Origin of the sequence: Pseudoalteromonas rubra (assembly GCF_000967655.1) — a bacterium.
GTDB classification, from domain to species: domain Bacteria; phylum Pseudomonadota; class Gammaproteobacteria; order Enterobacterales; family Alteromonadaceae; genus Pseudoalteromonas; species Pseudoalteromonas rubra_A.
Genome location: NZ_JXYA01000007.1, coordinates 120,622 through 145,991, shown reverse-complemented (window position 1 = coordinate 145,991; position 25,370 = coordinate 120,622). Strand labels below are relative to the sequence as shown.

Genomic DNA, 25,370 nt, shown 5'->3' with positions numbered 1-25,370 from the left:
GGTTCACCTCAAAATGGGAGATAAGATAACTCGATAATAGCAATAAGAATCTAGCAATGTACTAATGGATGTCTGTGCAGACATGTGTGTGCAAACATGTCTGAAGATATACCTTTGTGAGCATATGGCAGAGTTAAAAAGAAAAGGCGCCCTCAGGCGCCTTTTTGAAATCATTTTAATTGCTGGAGTAGTAGCATACATCACATACACGCAAGAACTGAATGTTATGTGTAATACGACTATTCCATTGCTGATTGTCATCCTGCCTGTAATGGGTATGCTCTCGCATAAACCAATACCCTTCCCTTTGTTTATATAGCAACTTAAAATTCAGTACATTTTTCTCAGTCTGCCCACTCAGGCATTCTGCATAGGTATCTTCGTTACACGACAGAATAAAACTCATACTGTTATCGTCTTCCATCTGCCAACGGCCATTAGGGCCGGCAATACCGCCAGTATATATAATCGCCCTGCCATCAGACTGAGGCTCAAGTACCAGGTGTCGGCCGTTGTTATTCAAGTTTCTGGTATCGATGTAAAAAGTCCGCATGTAATCTTCCTGCGTTGGCTCAACCATGTTTGGCAGCTTTGCTATGCTTGCCAGAATAAAAGGCGAGTCCCCACCGAGCTCTCTTATAAAAGCAGTTTGGTTGTTGAAAAACTGCCCATATTTAACCGTCTGCGTGTATTTATCAAATGTATAGCTCAGTGTATCTTGCGTTCTGCTTAATGATACATCCAAACTGTGTTGCTCTCCCGTTACACCATCTGTTGCTTTATAAACTCCTGCTGTTGCAGAGGTGAATTCGAGCATTGTATTCACAGCATTAAATCTTCCTCCCGTCGGCAACTCTCCACCAAGAAGCGGCGAAAGTCCCAAGGTTTGACTGCCCGCAGGAAACTCAGGAATGTCCATCATCTCCAGGCCTCGGTATATTTTATAGCTGTGCCTGGGGGCCATAACATCGATAAGCCCTTCATAATTGTTCCATTCAGCTTCTGGCACTAAGCCTGTATCAAATGTTGGCACCATTTCAAAACGATAAACAAATTCCAGAGCCACAAAGTCGCCCTTCGCGGCAACGATTTTTGCACTGAGAATGTTGGGGTCAAAGCTTAGCCTTTTGAATGTTTGTGTATTGGTATTCAGAAATTCTTTTACTAATGAACGACCAAAGATGTCTCGCTCCGGTCCGTCACTCAAAATTTGATAGTTATCTCCATCATAGTAAGGAGCATAATGAAACGGCACATGCTGTTTGTAGTCTTCATAGTCAACAGTCAGGTAACCGCCGATCAGGCTAGGCTCGCTGGTACTTGTGGACAGCTTGCTAACGTATACGCCATCAGATAAACGTTGTTCAATGTAGTAGTTGTATTCAAGTGACTTCACATCCCCTTTTGTTAACACAACCAACTCGTAATCCTGCTCACTGGCATATATTTTTACCGCTATTTTATCGTCTTGTTGTGCAACAATTTCAATAGGTAAAAACTGAGGACGACTACAGTGCGCAATACATTCAGCTTCTCGTGTAGTCAGTTCAATATCATCCAGGTTGTTCCAGTCAAATGCGAAGCCCTTGTTCTTATAAAGCCCCAGCCCTTTATTATCATCCGTAAAATGAAATAGCACATCGCCAGATTGGTTAGACCAGGTACCCTGTACAACATCGTCGGACAAAGCTACCGTCTCTGAGGGATTAGATTCAGGATCTACTGTTACCTGAATAACGATAGTCTGAGCAGACGTGTCTTTAGAATCAGACAGCACAAGCGAGATGTTATGAGTATCTACGTCAAAGAGATCTGGCTCGGCAACTAAAGAAAATGCTGTGCCGGTTTGTTCCAACTTCAGCCACTCAGGTAGGTTTTCTGATGAAACACTAACAGTATCCCCTTCTTTATCGCTTAATTCAAAGCGCTTGGTGCTCTGCATATTGGCAGAAATGACCCATGTACCCTCGTTTTTCTCCAAGGTTGGAGCCGTATTGTGAGCTGAACTTTGGCCACCCGGAGTGACATTACCAGTAGATTCAGATGACCCGCCGCCGCAACCAGCGAGTAAAGCTATCACTAAAGATCCTAATAAAAATCTCATATAATTTCCTTTAAACAAAAAATAGCGACCTGATTGAAAATGATGTTTTATGCTGCTACCAAACAAGGTCAAATCACAATGCTGAGACAGACACGGTTATGTAGTTACCTTTTAAAACAAAGAGGTAAGGCAAGCAAAAAATCGAACGCGGATTATACAGAAAAAAAATAAAGTTGAACAATAAGCTATCAGAAGAATTGTAAAGAAAAGATCAAAAAAGGCGCCCTGAGGCGCCTTTTTACAGTACAGGTAAAGTGATTACCAGCCTGCTTTTTCTTTAAGTGCAGAACCGATCTCAGCAAGTGAGCGAACGGTCTTAACGCCAGCAGCTTCAAGTGCAGCGAACTTCTCGTCAGCTGTACCTTTACCGCCTGCGATGATTGCACCAGCGTGACCCATACGCTTACCTGGAGGCGCTGTAACACCTGCAATGTAAGAAACAACTGGTTTAGTCACGTTGTGCTTGATGTACTCTGCCGCTTCTTCTTCAGCTGTACCACCGATCTCACCAATCATTACGATTGCTTCAGTCTTAGGATCGTTCTGGAACATTTCCAGTACGTCGATGAAGTTAGTGCCTGGGATTGGGTCACCACCGATACCTACACAAGTAGACTGACCGAAGCCAGCGTCAGTAGTTTGCTTAACCGCTTCATAAGTCAAAGTACCTGAACGAGATACGATGCCTACTTTACCAGGAAGGTGGATGTGACCAGGCATGATACCGATCTTACACTCGCCCGGAGTGATAACACCAGGACAGTTAGGACCAATCATGCGAACGCCAGTTTCTTCCAGCTTCACTTTAACATCAACCATATCAAGTGTAGGGATGCCTTCAGTGATACATACGATAAGCTCGATACCTGCGTCGATCGCTTCAAGGATAGCGTCTTTACAAAATGCAGCTGGTACGTAGATTACAGATGCAGTTGCACCAGTAGACTCTACCGCTTCACGTACAGTGTTGAATACTGGCAGACCCAGGTGAGTTGAGCCGCCTTTACCAGGAGAAACACCACCAACCATTTGCGTACCGTACTGGATAGCTTGCTCAGAGTGGAAAGTACCCTGACCACCAGTGAAACCCTGACAGATTACTTTAGTATCTTTGTTAATTAGTACAGACATTATTTGCCCTCCGCAGCAGCAACTACTTTCTCAGCAGCGTCAGTTAGAGACTCAGCTGCAATGATGTCAAGGCCAGAGTTAGCTAGTACTTCACGACCCGCTTCAGCATTAGTACCTTCAAGACGTACAACTACTGGTACGTTTACGCCAACTTCTTTAACCGCACCGATGATACCTTCTGCGATCATGTCACAACGAACGATACCGCCGAAGATGTTAACTAGTACAGCTTTAACGTTGTCATCAGACAGGATGATCTTGAACGCTTCAGATACACGCTCTTTAGTCGCGCCGCCACCTACGTCAAGGAAGTTAGCTGGCTTACCGCCGTGCAGGTTTACGATGTCCATGGTACCCATCGCCAGGCCAGCACCGTTAACCATACAACCTACGTTACCGTCTAGCGCAACGTAGTTCAGCTCGAAGCTTGCTGCGTGAGCTTCACGCGCATCTTCTTGTGAAGGATCGTGGAATTCACGGATCTTAGGCTGACGGAACAATGCGTTGCCGTCTACACCGATCTTGCCGTCAAGACAGTGCAGGTTGCCTTCGTCAGTGATTACCAGAGGGTTGATCTCTAGTAGTGCAAAGTCGTGGTTGATGAACATGTCAGCAAGACCCATGAAGATCTTAGTGAACTGCTTAACTTGAGTTGGGTTCAGGTTTAGTTTGAACGCAAGCTCACGACCTTGGTAAGCCTGAGGACCGACTAGTGGATCGATCTCAGCTTTGTGAATTAGTTCTGGTGTGTTGTGAGCAACTTCTTCGATCTCAACACCACCTTCAGTTGATGCCATGAACACGATTTTACGTGAAGCACGGTCAACAACAGCACCCAGGTATAGCTCATTTGCAATATCAGTGCAGCTTTCTACTAAGATTTTAGCAACTGGCTGACCTTTCTCGTCAGTTTGGTAGGTTACCAGGTTTTTGCCTAACCAGTTTTCAGCAAATGCGCGGATCTCGTCTTTGCTGTCTGCCAGTTTTACACCGCCCGCTTTACCACGGCCGCCAGCGTGTACTTGACATTTTACAACCCACTTGTCACCACCGATTTTACCAGCAGCTTCAACTGCCTCTTGAGGCGTGTCACAAGCGTAACCATCTGATACAGGTAAACCATATTCGGCAAAAAGTTGTTTTGCCTGATACTCATGCAAATTCATGATGCTTTATCCAATTTTTTATACTAAAAAAGCTGAATATTTATGCAAATAATCAGCTATCCCAAATTGCGCCCATAGTATAGATCTCAAGGCCTTGTATGAAAACCCCAGTAAGACTAATGGCGCAAAAAAAAAGCTGTATGCGGACATTATGCTCACATACAGCTTAATCTTTAATCTAGATGATTAAACGTCCAGAAGCAGACGCGTTGGATCTTCCAGAAGTTCCTTAATTGTAACCAGGAAGCCAACCGATTCTTTACCATCGATTTGACGGTGATCGTAAGATAGCGCCAGGTACATCATAGGCAGGATTTCAACCTTGCCATTGACCGCCATTGGACGCTCCTGGATTTTGTGCATACCCAGGATTGAAGACTGCGGCAAGTTGATGATAGGCGTAGACAGCAGTGAACCAAATACACCACCGTTAGTGATAGTGAAGTTACCACCAGTCATATCGTCAACAGTTAGCTTACCGTCGCGGCCTTTAAGTGCCAGCTCGCGGATACCTTTTTCGATTTCAGCAACAGACAGCTTGTCACAGTCGCGTAGTACAGGCGTTACCAGACCACGAGGTGTAGATACTGCGATGCTGATGTCGAAGTAGTTGTGGTAAACGATGTCATCGCCGTCGATAGACGCGTTTACTTCAGGGAAACGCTTCAGCGCTTCTGTAACCGCTTTCACGTAGAAAGACATGAAACCAAGACGGATGCCGTGACGCTCTTCAAATACGTCTTTGTACTGCTTACGAAGGTCCATGATAGGCTTCATGTTTACTTCGTTGAACGTCGTCAGCATCGCTGTTGAGTTCTTCGCTTCAAGCAGACGGTTCGCGATTGTCTTACGCAGACGAGTCATTGGAACGCGCTTCTGAGTACGGTCGCCCATTGGTGCCGCAGGAGCTGCTGCCGCTGGCGCAGCTGCTGGTTTTGCCGCAGGTGCTTTCAGGAATGCATCAACATCTTCTTTAGTGATGCGACCGCCTTTGCCAGTGCCTTTGATTTGTGAAGCATCAAGACCTTTTTCAGCAATCAGACGACGTACAGATGGCGTTAGTACATCTGCATTGTCATCGCTTGCAGGCGCTGCTTCTGCCTGTGCAGCTGGCGCCGCTGCTGGTGCACCACCGGCAACCAGTTTACCAATCACTTGCTCACCCAGAACGGTTTCGCCTTCTGCGTGCAGTTGCTCGCCCATTACACCGTCTTCAGGTGCAACAACTTCAAGCACAACTTTGTCTGTTTCGATGTCTACCAGGTTTTGGTCACGGCTTACCGCTTCACCTGGTTGTACATGCCAAGTTGCAACTGTAGCGTCTGCTACTGATTCAGGAAGTACAGGTACTTTAATGTCCACTTCTTTACCTTCTGCTGCTGGCGCCGCTGCTGGCGCTGCTGTTTGTTCATTTGATTGCGCTGGAGCGGCATCTGACGCGCCCAGCTGTGCGATAACTTGCTCACCAAGAACCGTTGCGCCCTCTTCTTCAGAGATAGCAACAATAACACCGTCTTCAGGTGCAACGACTTCTAACACTACTTTGTCAGTTTCGATATCTACCAGGTTTTGGTCACGGCTTACTTTGTCACCAACGCTTACATGCCATGTGGCCACTGTTGCATCGGCAACAGATTCAGGAAGAACAGGAACCTTAATTTCGGTCGTCATCTCTAATTCCTTATTTCTTAATAGTTAAAGCGTCAGCAATCAACGCATTTTGTTCTTTTGTATGGGTCGACATATAGCCACATGCAGGCGCTGCTGCAGCTTTACGACCGGCGTAAGTCAACTTCGCACCACTTGGGATAGCTTCCCAGAAATGGTGTTGTGAACAGTACCAGGCACCTTGGTTTTGAGGTTCTTCCTGACACCATACGAAGTCTTTAACGTGCTGGTAGCGAGCCATGATTTCGTCCATCTCTTTGTGCGGGAACGGATATAGCTGCTCCACACGAACGATAGCGACGTTATTCAGCTCTTGCTTGCGACGCTCCTGTAGCAATTCGTAATATACTTTACCGCTACAGAACACAACGCGCTCAACGTTTTCAGGATTGATGTCATCAATCTCGTCGATCATGTTGTGGAAAACACCTTCAGACAACTCTTCCAGGCTAGAGACAGCCAGAGGATGACGAAGTAAAGATTTAGGTGTCATTACAATCAGTGGACGACGCAGAGGACGTACTGACTGACGACGTAACATAGCATAAACCTGTGCTGGTGTACTTGGTACACACACTTGCATATTGTGGTCTGCACACAGTTGCAGGTAACGCTCAAGACGCGCTGAGCTGTGCTCTGGACCCTGACCTTCGTAGCCGTGTGGCAGTAATAAAGTCAGACCACACAGACGGCCCCACTTTTGCTCACCTGAGCTCAGGAATTGGTCGAATACCACCTGGGCACCGTTCGCGAAGTCACCGAATTGGGCTTCCCACAGTACCAGTGAGGTTGGCTCTGCCGTTGCGTAACCATATTCAAACGCCAGTACAGCTTCTTCTGACAGTACAGAGTCATACACTTCAAACAGACCCTGATCGTCACGCACGTTTTGCAGCGGCAGGTAAGTTGAAGCATCGGCCTGGTTGTGAACAACCGCATGGCGGTGGAAGAAAGTACCACGACCTGAATCCTGACCGGTCAGACGAATGTCTGTGCCCTGATCAACCAAAGTTGCGTAAGCAAGCGTTTCTGCCATACCCCAGTCTAGTAGCTTCTCGCCACTGGCCATGGTTTTACGGTCATCGTAAATTTTCTTAACGCGCGACTGCGCTTTGTGGTCAGCCGGGTAAGTCGAGATTTTTTCGCTCAACTCTTTAAGCTTCTCAACCGGAACACTTGCCTCATAGGCTGTATCCCAGTCGTGACCAACGTACTTAGACCAGTCTGAAGAGTGCTTGGTCTCAGGTTGAATTTCTTCAACCACGATCTGACCGTTGTCCAGACCGTTACGGTAGTCGTCTGCCAGCGTCTTCGCTTCATCTGCGCTCATTACACCTTCAGATACCAGTTTATCAGCATAGATCTGACGTGGTACTGGGTGCTTTTTGATCTTCTGATACATCAGAGGCTGAGTTGCATTTGGCTCGTCGGCTTCGTTGTGTCCATGACGACGGTAACAAACCAAGTCGATTACCACATCGCGCTTAAACTTGTTACGGAAATCAAGGGCAACTTGCGTCACGAACGCAACCGCTTCCGGGTCATCCGCGTTAACGTGGAAAATTGGCGCCTGAACCATCTTAGCGATGTCAGTACAGTACTCAGTTGAACGCGTATCTTCCTGGTTTGACGTCGTGAAACCAACCTGGTTGTTTACCACGATACGGATTGAACCACCCACACCATAAGCGCGCGTCTGAGACATGTTGAATGTCTCTTGCACTACGCCCTGGCCAGCGATAGCTGAGTCACCATGAATGGTGATAGGAAGTGCTTTAGAACCGCTCTTACAGTTAAGACGGTCAAGACGTGCACGTACCGAGCCCATTACCACCGGGTTAACGATCTCAAGGTGCGACGGGTTAAACGCCAGCGCCATATGAACGTTGCCGCCCTGCGTTGCGAAGTCAGACGAGTAACCCATGTGATATTTAACATCACCGGAGCCTGCAGATTCGCCGTATTTGCCCGCGAACTCGTCAAACAGTACTTGAGGGTTTTTACCCAGTACGTTGACCAATACGTTCAGACGACCACGGTGCGCCATACCAATGACCACTTCTTCCTGGCCACTTTCACCGGCACGATGTACCAGCTCTTTTAGCATTGGCACCAGTGCATCACCGCCTTCCAGTGAGAAACGTTTTGCGCCTGGGAATTTAGCACCTAAGTATTTTTCCAGACCATCAGCAGCGGTCAGGCCTTTTAGGATGCGAAGCTTAGTTTCTTTGTTGAATTTGGGCTGTGCGAAGGTAGATTCGATGCGTTGCTGTAACCAACGTTTTTCTTCTGTTGAAGTAATGTGCATATACTCGGCACCAACAGAACCACAGTAAGTGGTTTTCAGCGCGTTGTATAAGTCTTTTAACTTCATTGTCTCTTGGCCTGAAGCAAAAGAGCCAACGTTATATTCTTTTTCCAGGTCGGCATTGTCTAAATCATGATAGGCCAGGTCGAGTTCGCGAACTCGATCACGCTGCCATAGACCCAATGGATCTAAGTTTGCGTTTTGGTGACCTCTGAATCTGAATGCATTAATAAGTTGCAAAACACGAACCTGTTTTGCATCTGCCGCACCTTCTGCAGAAACGATTACTTCTCTGTGTTTGTTTTTAGCAAGGTCAGCAAACTGAGACTTAATCTCGGAATGCTTAACATCAACGTCAACGCCTTCTACCTTTGGCAGTTGATCAAACACTTCTCGCCATTCTTCTGGCACTGAAGCCGCATCATCAAGATACGCCTCATATAAATCTTCAACATATGCAACGTTGCCGCCGTATAAGTGCGAAGATTCCAGCCATGCCTTCATCACACCTTCGTGCATTTATTAGCCCTTTTTCTAGCGCAGAAACTTAAACGAAAACAAGATGGCATGCTGAGCATGCCATCTGTAGATTTAAATATGTATTAAACCGAACGATTTAACAACATAGATTTAATGTGTCCGATCGCCTTAGTAGGATTCAAGCCTTTCGGACAAACGCTTACACAGTTCATGATACTGTGACAGCGGAAGACGCTGAACGCGTCATCAAGGTCAGCCAGACGCTCTTCTGTCGCAGTATCACGGCTGTCAGCCAGGAAGCGATACGCGTGAAGAAGGCCCGCAGGACCGATAAATTTATCTGGGTTCCACCAGAACGACGGACATGACGTTGAACAACATGCACACAGAATACACTCGTACAGACCATCCAGCTTGTCACGCTCTTCAATACTTTGAAGACGCTCTTCACCGCCGGTTGGCTTGTCGTTGATCAGGTAAGGTTTTACCTTCTCGTACTGAGTGTAGAACTGGCTCATGTCGATAACCAGGTCACGGATCACTGGCAGACCCGGTAATGGACGAACGATGATCTTGCCTTTGCCACCTTTTTGCAATGCAGATAAAGGAGTGATACAAGCCAGACCGTTCTTACCATTCATGTTTACACCGTCTGAACCACACACACCTTCACGGCATGAACGGCGGAAAGACAATGTTGGATCTTGTTCTTTCAACATTAACAGTGCATCTAGCACCATCATGTCGCGACCTTCTTCAACCTCCAGCTTATAATCTTGCATACGAGGTGCAGAATCTACGTCAGGGTTGTAACGATAAACAGATAATTCTAAAGTTGCCATCGCTTAGCTCCTAGTATGTACGTGCTTTCGGTGGGAATGCTTCACGAGTCTTAGGCGCAAAGTTTACTTCACGCTTAGTCATCGTGTCTGACTCTGGGTGATGCAAAGAGTGGCACAGCCAGTTCTCATCGTCACGCTCAGGGAAGTCAAAGCGCGAGTGTGCACCACGGCTTTCTGTACGGAAGTTAGCTGCAACGGCTGTTGAGTAAGCTGTTTCCATCAGGTTATCAAGCTCTAAGCACTCGATACGCTGGGTGTTGAACTCAGTTGACTTGTCGTCAAGACGCGCAAACTTAAGACGCTCGCGGATCTCTTTAAGTTCTTTAAGACCATCTGCCATCGCATCACCTTCACGGAATACCGAGAAGTTAAGCTGCATACATTCTTGTAGATCTTTCTTGATCTGAACCGGATCTTCGCCTTTGCCTTTTTCAGAAGACTCCCAACGGTTGAAGCGTGCAAATGCCTGCTCAACGTCGTCAGAAGATGCATCACCTGTAGACTCGAAGCCTTGCAGGTAAGTACCCAGGAAGTTACCTGCCGCACGACCGAATACAACCAGGTCAAGCAGTGAGTTACCACCCAGACGGTTTGCACCGTGTACAGATACACACGCAATTTCACCAACCGCGAACAGACCTTCAATGATGCGCTCTTCGCCGTTTTCATTCACGTTCAGTACCTGACCATTTACGTTGGTCGGTACACCACCCATCATATAGTGACAGGTTGGGATAACCGGAATTGGCTCTTTAGCTGGGTCAACGTGTGCGAATGTCTTAGACAGATCACATACGCCAGGCAGACGCAGGTTAAGCATTTCTTCACCAAGGTGGTCAAGCTTAAGCTTAATGTGAGTACCCCAAGGGCCTTCACAACCACGGCCTTCACGGATTTCGGTCATCATTGCACGTGCAACAACGTCACGACCCGCAAGGTCTTTCGCGTTAGGCGCATAACGTTCCATGAAACGCTCGCCGTCTTTATTCAGAAGGTAACCACCTTCACCACGACAACCTTCTGTTACCAGCGTACCCGCACCAGCGATACCGGTTGGGTGGAACTGCCACATTTCCATGTCCTGCATAGAGATGCCAGCACGAACCGCCATACCAACACCGTCACCAGTGTTAATGTGTGCGTTAGTAGTTGATGCGTAGATACGACCTGCACCACCGGTTGCCAAAACAACCGCTTTAGACTTGAAGTAAACAACTTCGCCGCTTTCGATGTCGATTGCAGTTACACCGACTACGTCGCCTTTGTCGTTTTTAACCAAATCAAGCGCGTACCACTCAGAGAAAACGTTAGTTTTGTTCTTAACGTTTTGCTGGTACAAGCAGTGTAGCAATGCGTGACCTGTACGGTCTGCCGCTGCTGCTGTACGTGCAGCCTGCTCACCACCAAAATTCTTAGACTGACCACCGAAAGGACGCTGATAAACACGGCCGTTCTCGAAACGAGAGAAAGGCAGACCCATGTTTTCAAGTTCAGTGATTGCCTCAGGACCCGTTTTGGTCATGTACTCGATGGCATCCTGATCACCAATGTAATCAGAACCCTTTACCGTGTCGTACATGTGCCATTCCCAGTTGTCTTCGTGGGAGTTACCCAGTGCAACTGTGATACCGCCCTGTGCAGATACCGTATGAGAACGTGTCGGGAATACTTTAGAGATCAATGCACAAGTTTTGCCTGACTCAGAAATCGCAAGCGCTGCACGCATGCCAGCACCACCGGCGCCAACTACAACAGCGTCAAATTCACGAACATTATATTTCACTTAAACACCCCACAATACAAACAGGCCAACAGCAACATACGCCAGTGCCATCAGATTAAGTACAAAGCCCAGCACAGAACGCATCGTTGAACACTTAACGTAGTCCGTCAGAACCTGCCACAAACCAATGCGAGTGTGGACCATGATGCATACCAGTGTGATGAAAGTTGCCGCTTTAACGGCCAGGTTTGAGAACAAACCTGTCCAGGCTTCATAGCTGATTTCGGGCGTTAGCAGAAAATAGCCAACAATAAATACCGAATAAGCCAGGATGATTAGTGCAGTCGCGCGCAATGACACATAGTCTTGCACACCGTCGCGCTTCAGAGTTGCTTGATTTAAGACCATATCCACACTCCTGCCAGGATGGCTACGATTACCCACAGCGCCAATGCGATTTTTGCACTGGTGTTGCCCGATTCTAATTCTTCCCAGTGACCCATGTCTTGGATCATGTGACGTACGCCACCAATGATGTGGTAAGACAATACAGTCAGGGTGCCCCACGCAATGAATTTTGCAATAAAGCCAGTCATTAGCTCTTTAACAAATTCAAACCCTTCAGGAGAAGAAAGAGACTCAGACCACGCCCAAATGACAAAGGTCAATGCGAAGAATAACGCAACACCGGTTACACGGTGCAAAATCGACGCTTTTGCCGTAGGTGGCATAGATATAGTCGTAAGATCTAGATTTACAGGTCTTTGCTTTTTCACAGTTACTTGCCCATCTTGCTCACAAAGGAGCTCATCTACTTGTTTTTATAAAACCACTTGCGCTGGTTGCACAAATGGCACACTCTAGATATACCTGTTTAAACACTGAGCGGTTCACTTTGTGAAAATGCCAATGTAAAAATAGGTTTACCCACAGACGACACGGTATAAAACCGTAGATAGTATATAAGGCCGAGCGGCCTTTTACAATTCTTGTTTAGATTGAGACGCTTGCGAATTAGCCGATGGTATAATATTTAAACGGCGTAGAATATTTATCATACATTTGTGCATAATTCTCAGAAAAATTGACTTTCCACCCCTATTTTAAGTTAGAATGATCTGAATTTGCTTAACATTAGTATCACAACATAACAATCAGAATATTGTTATTTCATAGGAGATAAATAGATGGCAGATAAGAAAGCCACAGTCCATATCGATGGTCATGATCCGATCGAACTCCCGATCTACTCTGGCACTGCTGGCCAGGACGTAGTCGACGTCCGCACACTTGGCGCTCACGGCTTCTTCACATACGACCCTGGTTTTATGTCGACTGGCTCTTGCGAATCATCTATTACTTATATCGATGGTGCAAAGGGTGTACTGCTACACCGTGGTTACCCAATCGAGCAATTAGCAGAGCAATCTAACTACATTGAGCTGTGCTACCTGCTTCTAAACGGTGAATTACCAGACGATGCGCAACTTGAAGAATTTGCAAAGAACATCACGCACAACACTATGCTGCATGAGAAAATTGCGTCTTTCTTCCAGGGTTTCCGTGTTGATTCTCACCCAATGGCGATGCTGTGTGGTGTGGTTGGTGCATTGTCTTCGTTCTATCACGACGACCTGGACATCTCAGACGCTGACCAGCGTATGCGTTGTGCAATCAAACTGGTTGCTAAACTGCCTACCATTGCTGCGATGGCGTACAAGTACAACACAGGCCAGCCGTTCGTTTACCCACGTAACGACCTGAGCTACGCAGAAAACTTCCTGCACATGATGTTCTCAGTCCCTGCTGAAGAGTACAAGGTTAACCCTGTACTGGCCAAAGCAATGGACCGTATCTTCATGCTACACGCAGACCACGAGCAAAACGCGTCTACTTCAACGGTACGCCTTGCTGGCTCTTCAGGCGCTAACCCTTATGCGTGTATCGCAGCTGGTATCGCGTCACTTTGGGGCCCTGCGCACGGTGGTGCAAACGAAGCGTGTCTGAACATGCTAGAAGAAATTGGTACTGTTGACCGTATCGACGAATACGTTGCAAAAGCAAAAGACAAGAACGACCCGTTCCGTCTGATGGGCTTTGGTCACCGCGTATACAAAAACTTCGACCCGCGTGCGACAGTAATGCGTCAAACTTGTCACGAAGTGCTGAAAGAGCTGAACATTCAGGATCCATTGCTTGACGTTGCAATGAAACTTGAGCAGATCGCACTGGAAGACCCGTACTTCGTTGAGAAGAAGCTGTACCCGAATGTTGATTTCTACTCAGGTATCATCCTGAAAGCGATTGGTATTCCGACCAGCATGTTCACTGTGATCTTCGCTATGTCTCGTACTGTTGGCTGGATCTCACACTGGAACGAAATGCTGTCTCAGCCTGGTCACAAGATTGGTCGTCCACGTCAGTTGTACACTGGCTACACGGCACGTGACTACAAAAAAGAAGGTGACAGATAAGCATCGCTTAACTGACGCTTTGAAAAGGGTTGCCATTGGCAGCCCTTTTTTGTGCCAGCTCTTCAGACAGGCTTGCAAGCCAATATAAATCCGGTAAAATCCGCCTGCTCAGGCGCAGTAGGAGACCCTTTTGAACGATAACCCTTGCACACAAATTCGGCATGATTTTCCCATCTTTGAGGTGTCGGTTGACGACCAGCCTTTGTGTTATCTTGACTCCGCTGCCACCACCCAGAAGCCTAATCAGGTGATCCAGGCTGTAAAGGATTTTTACCAGTCTCAGAACGCCAATGTACACCGAGGTTTACACACACTGAGTGAACAGGCAACCACAGCCTATGAGGCTGTACGGCGAAAATTAGCGCAATTTCTTAATGTGCAAAGTCGGGAAATTGTCTGGACCAGTGGCGCTACCGCCTCTTTGAATTTAATTGCGTATGGCCTGAGCGACAGCTTAAAAAAAGACGATGTGATCTTGTTGTCTCCTTTGGAACATCACGCCAATATCGTGCCCTGGCAACTTGCCGCAAAGCGCACAGGTGCACGTATTGAGTTACTGCCTGTAGATGCACAAGGTATTCTTCAGCTTGAACAAGCTAAAGCGCTGATAGAGAACTTAAAACCCAAAGTAATGAGTATTTGCCATGCCTCTAATGCGCTCGGCAATATCAATGATGTAGCAGCGTTGATAGCGAGCAGTAAAAGCTCAGGCACGGTTACTGTTATAGATGGCGCTCAATCTTTATTGCATTTGCGCCCTGATTTACAGCAGCTGGATTGCGATTTTTATGTGTTTTCTGCACATAAGGCGCTGGGTCCGACCGGTTTAGGTGGCCTGTATGGACGTTATGAGCTGCTCAATGCCCTGCCCGTTTATCAAAGCGGTGGCGAAATGATAGACACTGTCAGTTTCAGCGGGACCACCTTTCGCCCGGCCCCCGAAAAATTTGAGCCCGGTACGCCCAATATCGCCGGTGTTATCGGCTTTGGCGCAGCCCTTGATTACCTTGCAGCACAAGATCATGACGCATTATTCCAGCATGAACAATCACTGTATCAGAGCCTGCTTCAGCAACTAAGCGGAATTGACGGGATCCGGATTTGGGGCGATACGGCTAATAATGTCGGCACCGTTAGTTTTAACTACAAAAACGAGCACCATTACGATCTGGCAACCTTACTCAATACCCATGGTATTGCTGTAAGAAGCGGCCACCACTGCACACAACCTTTGATGGCACATCTGGGCATTGAAGGCACCATTCGCGCCAGTCTGGCGTTTTACAACAACCAGCAAGACATCAGTCGGTTTATTGCAGCACTGAAAGACACCATCAGTTTATTAGAAGAGTAATTATGGACTTATCACACATAGAGCACTCCCTGGCTCAGCACGGCGCCTGGCAGGGCAAATATCGCGAAATCATGCTACTGGGCAAAGCGCTTCCGGCCATGCCGGATGCACTAAAAACGGATGACGCGCTGGTGAAAGGCTGTGAAAGTAAAGTCTGGTTACACCTTGACCTGGATGAACAGCGACAACGTCTGATACTCATAGCGGACTCAGACACCCGCATCGTCAAAGGTTTACTGGCAATTATTCTTGCTTGCTATAACAACCAGTTACCGCTAGAAGCAGGTAAGCTTGATGCCTATGAGCTGTTTGACAAGCTGGGGCTTATCAAGCACCTGAGCCCGTCTCGCGGCAACGGAGTGCGCGCCATCGTAGAGCGTATTCATCAACAGCTTCAGGTGCTGCAATAGCACCTGAGATACATGCCGCGAATTAGCCCGCTTCGCGCGTACGCTTGTCCAGGTACTTGCGAATAGCCTTTGCCGCAGCAAAAAAGCCAAAGCTGCCCGTCACCATAGTTGCAGAGCCAAACCCGGTCGCACAGTCCATATTTTTGCTTCCATCAGCCATTTGCTTAGCTTTGCAGACGCTGCCGTCCCCGGTTGGGTAAACCAGTTGCTCGGTTGAATACACACAGTCTACAGCAAACTTACGCTTCGGATTGGTGGTGAAGTTATACTGCTTACGCAGCAGGTATCGGACTTTTGCAAGTAAAGGGTCATGAGTGGTTTTGGCCACATCCCCATAGCAGATCTGACTAGGATCTGTCTGACCACCCGCACCACCTGTGGTGATCACTGGAATTTTTTGCCGTTTACAATGGGCGATCAGCGCCGCCTTTTCTTTGACTGCATCAATACAGTCGATGACATAATCAAAACCCTGAATATGCTCTTTAATATTATCCAGGGTGATAAAGTCATCTATCACCTCAACCTGACAATCCGGATTGATGGACTGACAACGCGCCTGCATGGCTTCGACTTTAGGCTGGCCTATGGTCTCAGTTTTTGCGTGCAGCTGGCGATTAACATTGGTGACGCAAATATCATCCAGATCAATCAGGGTAATTTTACCTATGCCAGTGCGCGCCAGTGCCTCTGCCACCCAGCTGCCCACGCCACCAATGCCTATAACACAGAAACTGGCTTCGCCAAGCCAGCTTAGCTCTGTATCTCCATACAAGCGGCCGATGCCACCAAATCTTAAGGATGTATCTTGCGTCATATTACCACTCTAACTCTCTGGGCTTTGCCCAGCTTTGCATTACTTCTGTGTCTGCCAGCTCAGCAAACCGTGCTCCGCCCTGAGGCAAAGCATAAAATGTCATTCTTTCGTTGTCCCACTCAAAGCTCAAACAGTAGGCGTGCAGATAAACTCTGTCGGCTTCACTGCCACCATAGCTGACATCGCCGAGGATGGGCGCTGATAAGCTTTTTAGCGCAACCCGTAGCTGATGGGTTTTACCGCTGTAAGGTTTGAGTAAACAGGCTCTGAGACCCGGCGCTATGCTGGCACTGTAAAAGCGCGTGACAGCCGGGTTATCCTGACTGGTTAACAACTTATACGTGCCGCGCCGGGATTTAGCCATGTCGCCTTTAATCCAGCCTTGCTTCTTTTTGGGCTTGTTATCAATGAGCGCCAGATAGAACTTATCTACGGCCCGACTGGTAAACAACTCAGTCAGCCTGGCCGCAGCATGACTTGAGCGCGCCAGTACCAGCAAGCCGGATGTTACCTTATCGAGTCGGTGTACCGGATAAAGCTGCTCGCCAAGCTGCTCGGCTAATAAAGCAACAAAACCGCTTTCCTGCTCACTGTGAAAACTCACCCCGGCGGGCTTATGTGCCACCACAAAGTCCGGGTGGCAGGCAATCACCTCAAAGGGCGCCATTGAGGTACTCTACGACGCGTTTTAAGTCTTCTGGTGTATCAACCCCGGCATAAACCGGACGACACGCTTTGGCAATTTTAATGCGGTAACCGTGGTATAACACGCGCAACTGCTCAAGCGATTCCTGCCCTTCCAGCGGTGAAACCGGTAAGGCCAGGTAGGTTTTTATAAAACCGGCACGATAAGCATAAATCCCCACATGGCGCTGAAAATGCGCCAGTGGAATTTTACTCTCATCCAATTCCATCATGCTGTCACGCTGAAACGGGATGGAGGCGCGGGAAAAGTACAGCGCATTTTGGTGTGCGTCCTGAACGACTTTAACGGCATTGGGGTTCAGTACTTCCTGCACATCCGTCACATCAACGCTCAGCGTAGCCATCGGCGCTTCCTGCGCTTCATGTAGCAAGGTCGCCACCTGAGTAATGTTTTCCGGCGCTAACAAAGGCTCATCACCCTGCACATTAACCACTAGGGTATCGTCGGCCAGTCCCAGCTGTTCAACCACCTCGGCAAGTCGCTCAGTGCCCGATTGATGATCTTCTCGGGTCATCAGTACGTTCTCTGTAAAGGCTTTAGCGCGCTCAAACACTTGAGCATTGTCGGTGGCGATATAAACGGCTTTGGCGCCAGACTTTTGCGCCTGCTCGAACACGTGCTGGATCATGGGTTTACCACAAATGTCAGCAAGCGGTTTGCCGGGCAGGCGGGTTGAAGCGTAACGCGCCGGAATAACGACTATGAATTCCACTTTTCGACCTCTTCAAGGGATAATTCACGCGCTTCGTTTTCCAGTAGTACTGGAATGTCGTTTCTGACAGGGTAAGCCAGTTTAGCAGCCGTGCTGATCAGCTCCTGATTGTCTTTGTCAAATCTCAGTTTTCCTTTGCAAACCGGACAAGCAATAATCTCGAGTAATTTAGTGTCAAAGGCCATGGTTGACTATCCCTTTTTGTTTTAATAACGAATTCAGTTGTTGTGTCAGCGCAGCACTGGGCTGGGCCTCTACTTTTAAATAATACCAATTTTCTTTGCCGAATGACTGGCATTTTACCGCGTCTTTTTCGGTCATAAAGACAGCCTGTTCTTCGCACCTGGCAAAGTCGGCTGCGCTGTAGGCATGGTGATCGGCAAAATGCAGTGTATCGGTCAGTTCAATGCCATCTGAGCGCAAGGATTGTTCAAATCGCTGTGGGTTTCCAATGGCACTTACGGCAACGCCCTGCGCGGCGGTTTGTGCAACCGCCTGATTGTCTTTCACGCTGAAATAGCCACTGCGAGCCAACTCATAACCAACCCCGTCTGACTCTCCATTATAGACAACCAGATCTGTGTGCTTGAGACGCCCGGGTGATTCGCGCAGCGGGCCGGCCGGTAACAGCAGACCGTTGCCAAAACGGCGCTGTGCATCGACAATACAGATCTCGATATCCCGGGCCAGCTGATAGTGTTGCAGGCCATCGTCACTGACGATAATATCCGGCTTGTCTTCTCGCATCAGCATTTCGATGCTGGCCTGACGGTCACCGCCTATCATCACCGGGCAACCCAGCCTTTTGTATATCAATAAGGGTTCATCGCCCGCTTCTGCGGCACTGCTGTTGTCCGTCACCCGATATGGCAGGCTGGGAGGCTTTGCACCATAGCCACGACTGATCACAGCTACTTTCAGGCCCAAAGACTCAAGGTAGGGTACCAGCCACAACACGAACGGTGTTTTACCGTTGCCGCCTATGCCTATGTTGCCAACAATAATCACCGGTACGGGCGCTTTATAGACTCGCTTGAGGCCCTGCTTAAACATTGCCCTGCGCAGTGAGCTCAGTAACCAAAATAAGCCTGACAAAGGCAGCAGTAAGATATTTAATAGCCCAAGGGGCTGATACCAGCTGCGCTCTAGGCGATTCATGCCTGCTCACCGTATTGCATCTGGCATAGCGCAGCATAAATACCCTTTTGCTCAAGCAGAGCCTGGTGCTTACCCTGCTCGACAATGCGCCCCTGATCGAGCACATAGATACAGTCTGACTGCTCAATGGTAGACAGGCGGTGTGCTATCACAATGGAGGTTTTATCTCTCATCAGATTATCCAGCGCCTGCTGGATCAACCGCTCCGACTCGGTATCCAGTGCCGAAGTCGCTTCATCGAGAATCAAAATGGGTGCGTTTTTAACAATTGCACGGGCGATGGCGATACGCTGGCGCTGACCGCCGGAGAGCATGACACCGTTTTCACCCACCATAGTATTCAAACCCTCAGGCAAGTCTTTAACAAACTCCCAGACATGGGCCTGTTTTGCTACCTGCTCCAGCTCTTCCTGAGTATAAGCGCGCTCCAGTCCATACATAATGTTATTGGCAATGGTGTCGTTAAACAGCACCACCTGCTGTGACACCAGTGCAAACTGCTTGCGCAGCGACGACAGTGTGTAATCCTGAAGTTTCACCCCATCCAGGGTGATCTCTCCTTCACCCCAGTCGTAAAAGCGCGGCAGCAGGTTCGATAAAGTCGACTTACCCGACCCACTGCGGCCCACCAGTGCGATACTCTGGCCAGCCGGAATTTGTAATGATAAGGATTTAATGACGGCTTCGTCTTTGCCGGGGTAACGGAAGGTCACGCCTGAAACCGCAATTTCGCCTTTTACGCTGTCCGCCTCAAGCTTGCCGGTGTTCTTTTCTTGCTCTTTATCCAGAATTTCAAAAATACTGGTCGCCGCAGCAATGCCGCGCTGCAAATCACTGTTCACATTCGCCAGCTGCTTGAGCGGCCTGAGCATCATCATCATAGAGGTCGTCAGCGACACAAAGGTGCCCGAGGAGATGGTATCTATCATTTCTGGCATTGCGATGATAGCCAGGATCAATGCCATGGCACTGGCTGCTATAATTTGGATCACCGACACACTCAGTGCGCGCGTTGCATCCATCTTCACACGTTGCTGGCGATTACGGTTATTTACATCGGCAAAGTGAGTTATCTCTTTGTCCTGACCACCAAAACCATGGATCACTTTATGCCCGGCCAGCATCTGCTCTGAGCTACGGGTGACTTCGCCCATGGCATCCTGAATATTCTTTGAAATTTTCCGAAAACGCTTGGAAACCAGGTTCACTATCACGCCGACGATGGGAATAACAACTAAGAATATCAAAGACAATTGCCAGCTGGCGTTGAACATTACCACCAGCAAAAACAGCACAAACGCCCCTTCGCGGATCATCACCTGCAAAGCTCGGGTCACGGCTTGTTGTACTTGTTCCGTGTCAAAGGTGATTTTTGAGATCATTTCACCGTTGGAGTGTTGATCGTGAAAGCTTACCGGTAAGAACAACATGTGTTCAAACAAAGACTGACGCAGCTTTCTTACTACCTGAGAGCCCACATAGCTCAGACAATACGATGCCATGTAGTTGAAAATCCCGCGCCCAATAACCAGCAACACCACCACTATGGGTGCCATTTTTAACACTTCGGCATTGCGATCTGTCAGGCCATCGTCAATAAACGGCTGCATTAGCTGGACGAACAGTGCATCCATGGCGGCGTAACCGAGCATGCCAATGATGGCAAACAAGGCCGGCACTTTAAAATCGAAGGTGTAACTCAGAAGCCGCTTGTAGATCTGCTTGGCGGATTGTTGCATAGTGTCTCTCTGGTACGTCATAACCCGCGTATTGTAGCTGTACTGATGGCAAAACTGAATGCATTATCTTAAGAACCAAAAACTTTTCCTATCTCGGGCGGTTTCCAGTTGAACTTCTGTCCCGGTTATTTTGAATCGAACCTGACCCGCTGTGGCGGTATCCAGCATCTGGCTGCCCGTCGATTGATAACGCGCCACCACCTCATCGTGTGGCAAGCGCCAGGGCGAGTGGAATCCTCGCGAGAACACCACCCACTTGGGTGAGACGGCAGAGACAAACGCCATACTGGATGATGTATTGCTGCCGTGATGGGGAGCAAGCAGTATCTCCGATGGCAGCTTTTCCCGTTGCAATGCCAACAGTGCCTTTTCTGCAACCTGCTCTATGTCTCCGGGTAATAGCAGCTCGGTCGTGCCATCACTTATCCTGACCACGCAGGAATTGTTATTGTCGCTGTTCATTGGCTCAACTGGCCACAGAGACTCGATACTCAGTTTGCCCATTTGCACCGTTTTGAGCGTGCATAGCGCCTTACCATCCCCCTGGTGAAACTGTTCCAGGGAGCGGCCACCGTCGTAGCGGTATAAATCAGCTAATCCACCATTATGGTCACTGTCATCATGGCTTATCACTGTATGGAGTAACTTAATGCGATGCGCCTGCAAATAAGGCTTAACCACATTGTCAAACAGCGAATAACGGGAAAAATAACTGGCGCCGAGGTCAATCAGCGCGCCATTGCCTTGAGTAGTGACCAGTACCGCCGTGCCATGCCCGACATCAAAAACGTCTACCTGCCAGTCGGGTGGCCGCTCTAAGAGACTGACCATAAGTACAGCAGACACCGGAACCCAGGCAAATGGCCGGGTTAAGGTACTCAAACACAGTAGTAACGCTATATAGCTCAGTATCACCAGCTCTGGTGCCATCGCGCCGCTGTGCCACCAGTGATAAGGAAATGCGTTTAACCACTGATAGGCCGAGTTGAGCATGGCATCTGGTATAGCTAAAACGGCCCAGCCCGCGGTCATGACGCTGAGCAGATGTATCAACAGCAGCGGAAAAATCACCACCGACAACAATGGAATTACCACCAGGTTGACTGGTATGCTGCTCATGCTAAAGCCATGATAGGAATAAAGGGTAAGCGGTAACAGAGCCGTAAATAAGCCACATTGTAAATATAACAGCAGCTTAACTCGGGACAGGCGCTGTGATTCACGCACTGTGTTGCGAAACACCACAAAAATAGTGGCCACCGCAAAGAAAGAAAAATACAGCCCCAAGTTAAGCACAGCAAAAGGATTGGCAATTAAGATCACTGTCAGGGCATAGATTAGGGTTCGTGCAGGGCTCAGGTGCCGGGCAAACAAAAAACAACATGCGCCCAGCAAGGCCATTAACCAGGCGCGCTGCGCCGACACCTGCATGCCACTGAGCCAGACATAAACCCCGCTCAGGAGCAGCGCAAAGGTAAAATAGCCCAGCTGATAATTATGATGCTGAGCCAAACGCGACCACATTAAAACCAGGGCAAGTTTGCACAGAGCAAAGCTCAGCGCAAATACAATGGCGACATGCAGGCCGGAAATAGCCAGCAAATGACTGAGACCCAGCGATTGAAAGTAAGCTTTATCGGCTTGCGGTACTGCACTTTTATCTCCCGTCAGTATCACATAGTAAAACCAGCTAAAATGCAATCCATCCAGCGCCTGAGATACCCAAGTGCGATAGGTCGTCCGCAAACGTTCGCTATGAGCGTAACTTGCCTTCTCCACTGACAGGCGGCCTTTGTAGAATATCTGATTGCGAAAGGCATAAAGCTCAGCGTCAAATACCGAGAAATTTTTTCGACTACGAAACAGCTTGAGTGTCGCCATGCCTGTCAGTGTTGCACCGTTTAGATCTGTGGGCAACGCGCCACTTAATGACACATTGGCACGAACACGACGATACCAGGGTATCTTGTAGTGGCCTATGCTTGCCAGCTCAAGGGTGACATAAGGGTTAGCGCCCGTGCCAATGACTTTACTGACATTACCGACGACTTTCACTTGCTGCGCTAAGCCTTTTTCAGCAAGCGGCGGTGCATAAACCAACCAATAGTGACAAATCGTCACAAAAATACCTAAAATAAAACCTGCCAAAACACTCGAAAAAGTCTTAAAATACCCGCAGAGAAAAAGGAGCACGCCTGAGCAGACAAACCACTGCCACTGACCCAGATAAAATACTGAGATCAGGCACCCGCTGATCAGGCCGCAGCAGATCAACATCGATGTAAATGGTTGCTTAACATGCCAAAGAAGACGATCCAAAGGTTTCTACCCGATCACAATAAGATCAAACAGCAAAAGTCGCTGAAAATATTCGGTAGTTTGTTACATGATGCAAATCTTTGGCATTTAAATCGCCGCTCGGCGCGTGGGGCCTTTTCCGTAGGCCTGTTCTTTGCGTTCATCCCTGTTCCTTTTCAAATGGTTCTTGCAGCCGCCCTGGCCATTCCTTTTCGCGTTAACCTTCCTTTGTCAATTGCGCTGGTGTGGATCACTAACCCACTGACTATGCCCCCTATTTTTTACGCCTCCTATCAGGTAGGCGCATTCGCTCTGGGTCAGGAAGAGCAACCATTTCATTTTGAGGCCAGCTGGAACTGGCTGGTCGAGAGCCTGTCAACCATAGGGCCTGCCTTCATTGTTGGCTCATTGATCTGCGCCTGTATGGCGGCTCTTTTGGGCTTTTTCGTTATTGATTTTCTGTGGCGTCGCTCTGTCAATAAAGCCTGGGCCGCCCGTAATCAGCAATCCAGCTAACCCGACCTCTTTATGGTTTAGCAGCCCTAGGGCTGCTTTGCCAACTTTCCCGAGCCCCAGGGCTGCTTTTCCAATTTTCCTTATTTATCGAAGTAACTGACAAAACCCGCTAAAGCATTGGTTACCGCAACTGAGGCAAGGATCAAGCCCATTACCCGACTGATAACACTGGCCCCGGCATTACCAATAACCTTATGAACGCTGCTTGCGACCAGCATCAGTAACAAAGTCAGTAAAATCACCGCCAGCATCATAGCCACAGTCTGCATTTGTTCAAAAATATTAAACCGTGCATTTTCGGTTAACAGCACGCAGGCAAGCATTGCGCCAGGGCTTGCGATCGACGGGACCGCCAGCGGAAATATCGCGGTTTCACGGTGGTCTTTGACTAACCGAACCTCTTCTTCCGGCTTACTTTCACCAAAGATCATCGACAGTGCAAATAAGAACAGCACAATGCCACCGGCAATCTGAAACGCTGCCAGCGGGATCCCCATCGCGGTCAGTAAAATCTCTCCAGCGACAGCAAAAAACACCAGCAAAGCTGCGGCGACCAGACTTGCAATTACGGCAATCTTGCGTTTCGCTGCAGCATCATAACCACGCGTGACCGCAATAAATACGGGGATCGTACCTATCGGGTCGATAACCGCAAAAAAGAAGATAAAAGTGGCTACAAAATCAATCAAAGTCGCCCCTTGTTGGTCAGGATAAATAGTGAGTAATTCGCTACTCTAGCAATGGATTAGTTAAAAGAATATGTAATTTTTCAATAATATTCAAAGAGCAAAAGGCATGCTCAGAAAAGAAGTAGGTAAGCCAATACGCCAAACACTTGTGCGACAGAAACTAAAAAGCGGCAGGTATGCGTGGCCTGCCGCTTGATTCAACACACTTTCTTCTTGCGAAGATAAAGGAACATAAGTATGCGAATTCTTTTGTATTGGTTTTAGGTCAAAACTAAAAGCAAACCGATACTTAAGTATTAATTTATCAGAGTCTGATCCCGCCGTCAATTTCTACTACACGACCGGTGAAGAAATCATTCTCGATAATATATTTTGCCGTGTGGGCAATCTCGCCAGCTTCACCCAAACGTCCAACAGGTTTCATCTTCAGCAGGCGCTCTTTGGCTTCAGGCTTCATTGCGTCGGTCATTTGTGTGCGGATCACGCCCGGTGCGATGGCACCAACACGAATGCCGTAGCGGCCCAGCTCTTTCGCCCAGGATGTGGTCATAGCAACAACACCGGCTTTGGCAGCCGAGTAGTTGGTCTGACCCATATTGCCCGCACGTGCCACGCTCGACATATTGATGATAACGCCCCCTTCCTGGCCTTCTACCATCTTAGTTGCCGCTTCACGGCCACACAGGAATACCCCTGTCAGGTTGACATCCAGTACCGACTGGAACTGCTGTAGTGACATTTTATCCGTCACTTCACCGTCTTTGGCTTTTAACAGCAGGCCATCGCGCAGAATACCGGCGTTATTAACCAATACAGCGATATTACCCAGGTCTGCCACTATGGCGCTGAATACCTGTTCAACATCGCTCTCCAGGCTCACATTCGCCACATAAGTTTTTACTTCAACATCCAGTGTTCTAAGCTCAGCGGCTGCGCTTTGCAGCTGCTCTTCCTGCATATCTATCAATGCCAGCTTGGCACCCATTTTGGCCATTTCCGTTGCCATCGCAAAGCCCAGGCCCTGCGCACCACCGGTGATCACCACCGTTTTGTTCTTTATATCCATGATATTTCA

22 protein-coding genes are annotated in these 25,370 nt (G+C 48.3%); 4 read left to right on the top strand and 18 right to left on the bottom strand.

The genetic code is table 11. The features are described from left to right. Positions 1-175 precede the first annotated feature (175 nt). The 9 genes from TW77_RS04735 to sdhC all read right to left on the bottom strand — a co-directional run bounded on the left by TW77_RS04735 (position 176) and on the right by sdhC (position 12,198). Positions 176-2,104, bottom strand: a complete 1,929-nt coding sequence (locus TW77_RS04735) for a hypothetical protein (protein ID WP_046003818.1) — start codon at positions 2,102-2,104, stop codon at positions 176-178. Positions 2,105-2,362: 258 nt separating this feature from the next. Beyond that, complete coding sequence (gene sucD, locus TW77_RS04730; protein WP_046003817.1) at positions 2,363-3,235, bottom strand: succinate--CoA ligase subunit alpha; 873 nt, start codon at positions 3,233-3,235, stop codon at positions 2,363-2,365. Beyond that, a complete protein-coding gene (sucC, locus tag TW77_RS04725) occupies positions 3,235-4,401 on the bottom strand; it encodes an ADP-forming succinate--CoA ligase subunit beta (protein ID WP_046003816.1) in 1,167 nt (388 codons plus the stop codon). Before sucC ends, sucD begins: the two co-directional genes overlap by 1 nt. Before the next feature lie 186 nt (positions 4,402-4,587). Then, positions 4,588-6,072, bottom strand: a complete 1,485-nt coding sequence (gene odhB, locus TW77_RS04720) for a 2-oxoglutarate dehydrogenase complex dihydrolipoyllysine-residue succinyltransferase (RefSeq protein WP_046003815.1) — start codon at positions 6,070-6,072, stop codon at positions 4,588-4,590. Positions 6,073-6,082: 10 nt separating this feature from the next. After that, positions 6,083-8,896: a 2-oxoglutarate dehydrogenase E1 component gene (gene sucA / locus TW77_RS04715; RefSeq protein ID WP_046003814.1), complete on the bottom strand. Its 2,814-nt coding sequence runs from the start codon at positions 8,894-8,896 to the stop codon at positions 6,083-6,085. Positions 8,897-8,979: 83 nt separating this feature from the next. Further along, a complete protein-coding gene (locus TW77_RS04710; protein ID WP_046003813.1) occupies positions 8,980-9,699 on the bottom strand; it encodes a succinate dehydrogenase iron-sulfur subunit in 720 nt (239 codons plus the stop codon). A gap of 10 nt (positions 9,700-9,709) precedes the next feature. Continuing rightward, a complete protein-coding gene (sdhA, locus tag TW77_RS04705) occupies positions 9,710-11,482 on the bottom strand; it encodes a succinate dehydrogenase flavoprotein subunit (RefSeq protein WP_010381483.1) in 1,773 nt (590 codons plus the stop codon). Beyond that, on the bottom strand, positions 11,483-11,830 hold the full coding sequence (gene sdhD, locus TW77_RS04700; protein ID WP_046003812.1) for a succinate dehydrogenase, hydrophobic membrane anchor protein: 348 nt from the start codon (positions 11,828-11,830) through the stop codon (positions 11,483-11,485). Next, positions 11,821-12,198 (bottom strand): succinate dehydrogenase, cytochrome b556 subunit, encoded by a 378-nt coding sequence (gene sdhC / locus TW77_RS04695; RefSeq protein WP_081694265.1) that lies wholly within the window; start codon positions 12,196-12,198, stop codon positions 11,821-11,823. Before sdhC ends, sdhD begins: the two co-directional genes overlap by 10 nt. 411 nt (positions 12,199-12,609) lie before the next feature. Between sdhC and TW77_RS04690 the strand changes: the two genes are divergently transcribed. The 3 genes from TW77_RS04690 to TW77_RS04680 all read left to right on the top strand — a co-directional run bounded on the left by TW77_RS04690 (position 12,610) and on the right by TW77_RS04680 (position 15,660). Then, positions 12,610-13,896 carry a citrate synthase gene (locus TW77_RS04690; protein ID WP_046003811.1) on the top strand — a complete coding sequence of 429 codons (1,287 nt, stop codon included), beginning with the start codon at positions 12,610-12,612 and terminating at the stop codon, positions 13,894-13,896. Between the two features lie 130 nt (positions 13,897-14,026). Further along, on the top strand, positions 14,027-15,250 hold the full coding sequence (locus TW77_RS04685; RefSeq protein ID WP_046003810.1) for an aminotransferase class V-fold PLP-dependent enzyme: 1,224 nt from the start codon (positions 14,027-14,029) through the stop codon (positions 15,248-15,250). 2 nt (positions 15,251-15,252) lie between these two features. Further along, positions 15,253-15,660: a SufE family protein gene (locus tag TW77_RS04680; RefSeq protein ID WP_046003809.1), complete on the top strand. Its 408-nt coding sequence runs from the start codon at positions 15,253-15,255 to the stop codon at positions 15,658-15,660. Positions 15,661-15,682: 22 nt separating this feature from the next. On the opposite strand, the gene tcdA is transcribed toward TW77_RS04680, so the two are convergent. The 7 genes from tcdA to TW77_RS04645 form a co-directional block, all read right to left on the bottom strand. After that, complete coding sequence (gene tcdA, locus TW77_RS04675; RefSeq protein ID WP_046003808.1) at positions 15,683-16,477, bottom strand: tRNA cyclic N6-threonylcarbamoyladenosine(37) synthase TcdA; 795 nt, start codon at positions 16,475-16,477, stop codon at positions 15,683-15,685. 1 nt (position 16,478) lies between these two features. Continuing rightward, on the bottom strand, positions 16,479-17,144 hold the full coding sequence (locus TW77_RS04670) for a TIGR01621 family pseudouridine synthase (RefSeq protein WP_046003807.1): 666 nt from the start codon (positions 17,142-17,144) through the stop codon (positions 16,479-16,481). After that, positions 17,131-17,895: a 3-deoxy-manno-octulosonate cytidylyltransferase gene (kdsB, locus tag TW77_RS04665; protein ID WP_046003806.1), complete on the bottom strand. Its 765-nt coding sequence runs from the start codon at positions 17,893-17,895 to the stop codon at positions 17,131-17,133. Before kdsB ends, TW77_RS04670 begins: the two co-directional genes overlap by 14 nt. Then, positions 17,883-18,080, bottom strand: coding sequence for a Trm112 family protein (locus TW77_RS04660; RefSeq protein WP_010381495.1), 198 nt, complete (start codon positions 18,078-18,080; stop codon positions 17,883-17,885). Before TW77_RS04660 ends, kdsB begins: the two co-directional genes overlap by 13 nt. After that, on the bottom strand, positions 18,070-19,053 hold the full coding sequence (lpxK, locus tag TW77_RS04655; RefSeq protein ID WP_046003805.1) for a tetraacyldisaccharide 4'-kinase: 984 nt from the start codon (positions 19,051-19,053) through the stop codon (positions 18,070-18,072). Before lpxK ends, TW77_RS04660 begins: the two co-directional genes overlap by 11 nt. Then, positions 19,050-20,792 carry a lipid A export permease/ATP-binding protein MsbA gene (msbA, locus tag TW77_RS04650; protein WP_046003804.1) on the bottom strand — a complete coding sequence of 581 codons (1,743 nt, stop codon included), beginning with the start codon at positions 20,790-20,792 and terminating at the stop codon, positions 19,050-19,052. The genes lpxK and msbA overlap by 4 nt, the downstream gene beginning before the upstream one ends. A 63-nt stretch (positions 20,793-20,855) precedes the next feature. Then, entirely contained in the window at positions 20,856-23,069 is a 2,214-nt protein-coding gene (locus TW77_RS04645) for a DNA internalization-related competence protein ComEC/Rec2 (RefSeq protein WP_052713040.1), read from the bottom strand. A 21-nt stretch (positions 23,070-23,090) separates the two neighbouring features. Between TW77_RS04645 and TW77_RS04640 the strand changes: the two genes are divergently transcribed. Continuing rightward, positions 23,091-23,606: a DUF2062 domain-containing protein gene (locus tag TW77_RS04640; RefSeq protein ID WP_046003803.1), complete on the top strand. Its 516-nt coding sequence runs from the start codon at positions 23,091-23,093 to the stop codon at positions 23,604-23,606. 80 nt (positions 23,607-23,686) lie between these two features. Here the strand turns inward: TW77_RS04640 and TW77_RS04635 are convergent, their stop codons facing one another. Together TW77_RS04635 and TW77_RS04630 are read right to left on the bottom strand one after the other, a co-directional pair. Then, positions 23,687-24,295, bottom strand: coding sequence for a MarC family protein (locus TW77_RS04635; RefSeq protein WP_046003802.1), 609 nt, complete (start codon positions 24,293-24,295; stop codon positions 23,687-23,689). 304 nt (positions 24,296-24,599) lie between these two features. Beyond that, positions 24,600-25,361 carry an SDR family oxidoreductase gene (locus TW77_RS04630; RefSeq protein ID WP_046003801.1) on the bottom strand — a complete coding sequence of 254 codons (762 nt, stop codon included), beginning with the start codon at positions 25,359-25,361 and terminating at the stop codon, positions 24,600-24,602. Positions 25,362-25,370: the final 9 nt, after the last annotated feature.

What these genes read in the sequence shown, in the direction of transcription:
- TW77_RS04735 (WP_046003818.1), bottom strand. Translation starts at nt 2,104, where the DNA reads ATGAGATTTTTATTAGGATCTTTAGTGATAGCTTTACTCGCTGGTTGC.
- sucD (WP_046003817.1), bottom strand. Translation starts at nt 3,235, where the DNA reads ATGTCTGTACTAATTAACAAAGATACTAAAGTAATCTGTCAGGGTTTC.
- sucC (WP_046003816.1), bottom strand. Translation starts at nt 4,401, where the DNA reads ATGAATTTGCATGAGTATCAGGCAAAACAACTTTTTGCCGAATATGGT.
- odhB (WP_046003815.1), bottom strand. Translation starts at nt 6,072, where the DNA reads ATGACGACCGAAATTAAGGTTCCTGTTCTTCCTGAATCTGTTGCCGAT.
- sucA (WP_046003814.1), bottom strand. Translation starts at nt 8,896, where the DNA reads ATGCACGAAGGTGTGATGAAGGCATGGCTGGAATCTTCGCACTTATAC.
- TW77_RS04710 (WP_046003813.1), bottom strand. Translation starts at nt 9,699, where the DNA reads ATGGCAACTTTAGAATTATCTGTTTATCGTTACAACCCTGACGTAGAT.
- sdhD (WP_046003812.1), bottom strand. Translation starts at nt 11,830, where the DNA reads ATGGTCTTAAATCAAGCAACTCTGAAGCGCGACGGTGTGCAAGACTAT.
- TW77_RS04690 (WP_046003811.1), top strand. Translation starts at nt 12,610, where the DNA reads ATGGCAGATAAGAAAGCCACAGTCCATATCGATGGTCATGATCCGATC.
- TW77_RS04680 (WP_046003809.1), top strand. Translation starts at nt 15,253, where the DNA reads ATGGACTTATCACACATAGAGCACTCCCTGGCTCAGCACGGCGCCTGG.
- tcdA (WP_046003808.1), bottom strand. Translation starts at nt 16,477, where the DNA reads ATGACGCAAGATACATCCTTAAGATTTGGTGGCATCGGCCGCTTGTAT.
- TW77_RS04670 (WP_046003807.1), bottom strand. Translation starts at nt 17,144, where the DNA reads ATGGCGCCCTTTGAGGTGATTGCCTGCCACCCGGACTTTGTGGTGGCA.
- TW77_RS04660 (WP_010381495.1), bottom strand. Translation starts at nt 18,080, where the DNA reads ATGGCCTTTGACACTAAATTACTCGAGATTATTGCTTGTCCGGTTTGC.
- lpxK (WP_046003805.1), bottom strand. Translation starts at nt 19,053, where the DNA reads ATGAATCGCCTAGAGCGCAGCTGGTATCAGCCCCTTGGGCTATTAAAT.
- msbA (WP_046003804.1), bottom strand. Translation starts at nt 20,792, where the DNA reads ATGCAACAATCCGCCAAGCAGATCTACAAGCGGCTTCTGAGTTACACC.
- TW77_RS04645 (WP_052713040.1), bottom strand. Translation starts at nt 23,069, where the DNA reads ATGTTGATCTGCTGCGGCCTGATCAGCGGGTGCCTGATCTCAGTATTT.
- TW77_RS04640 (WP_046003803.1), top strand. Translation starts at nt 23,091, where the DNA reads ATGCCAAAGAAGACGATCCAAAGGTTTCTACCCGATCACAATAAGATC.
- TW77_RS04630 (WP_046003801.1), bottom strand. Translation starts at nt 25,361, where the DNA reads ATGGATATAAAGAACAAAACGGTGGTGATCACCGGTGGTGCGCAGGGC.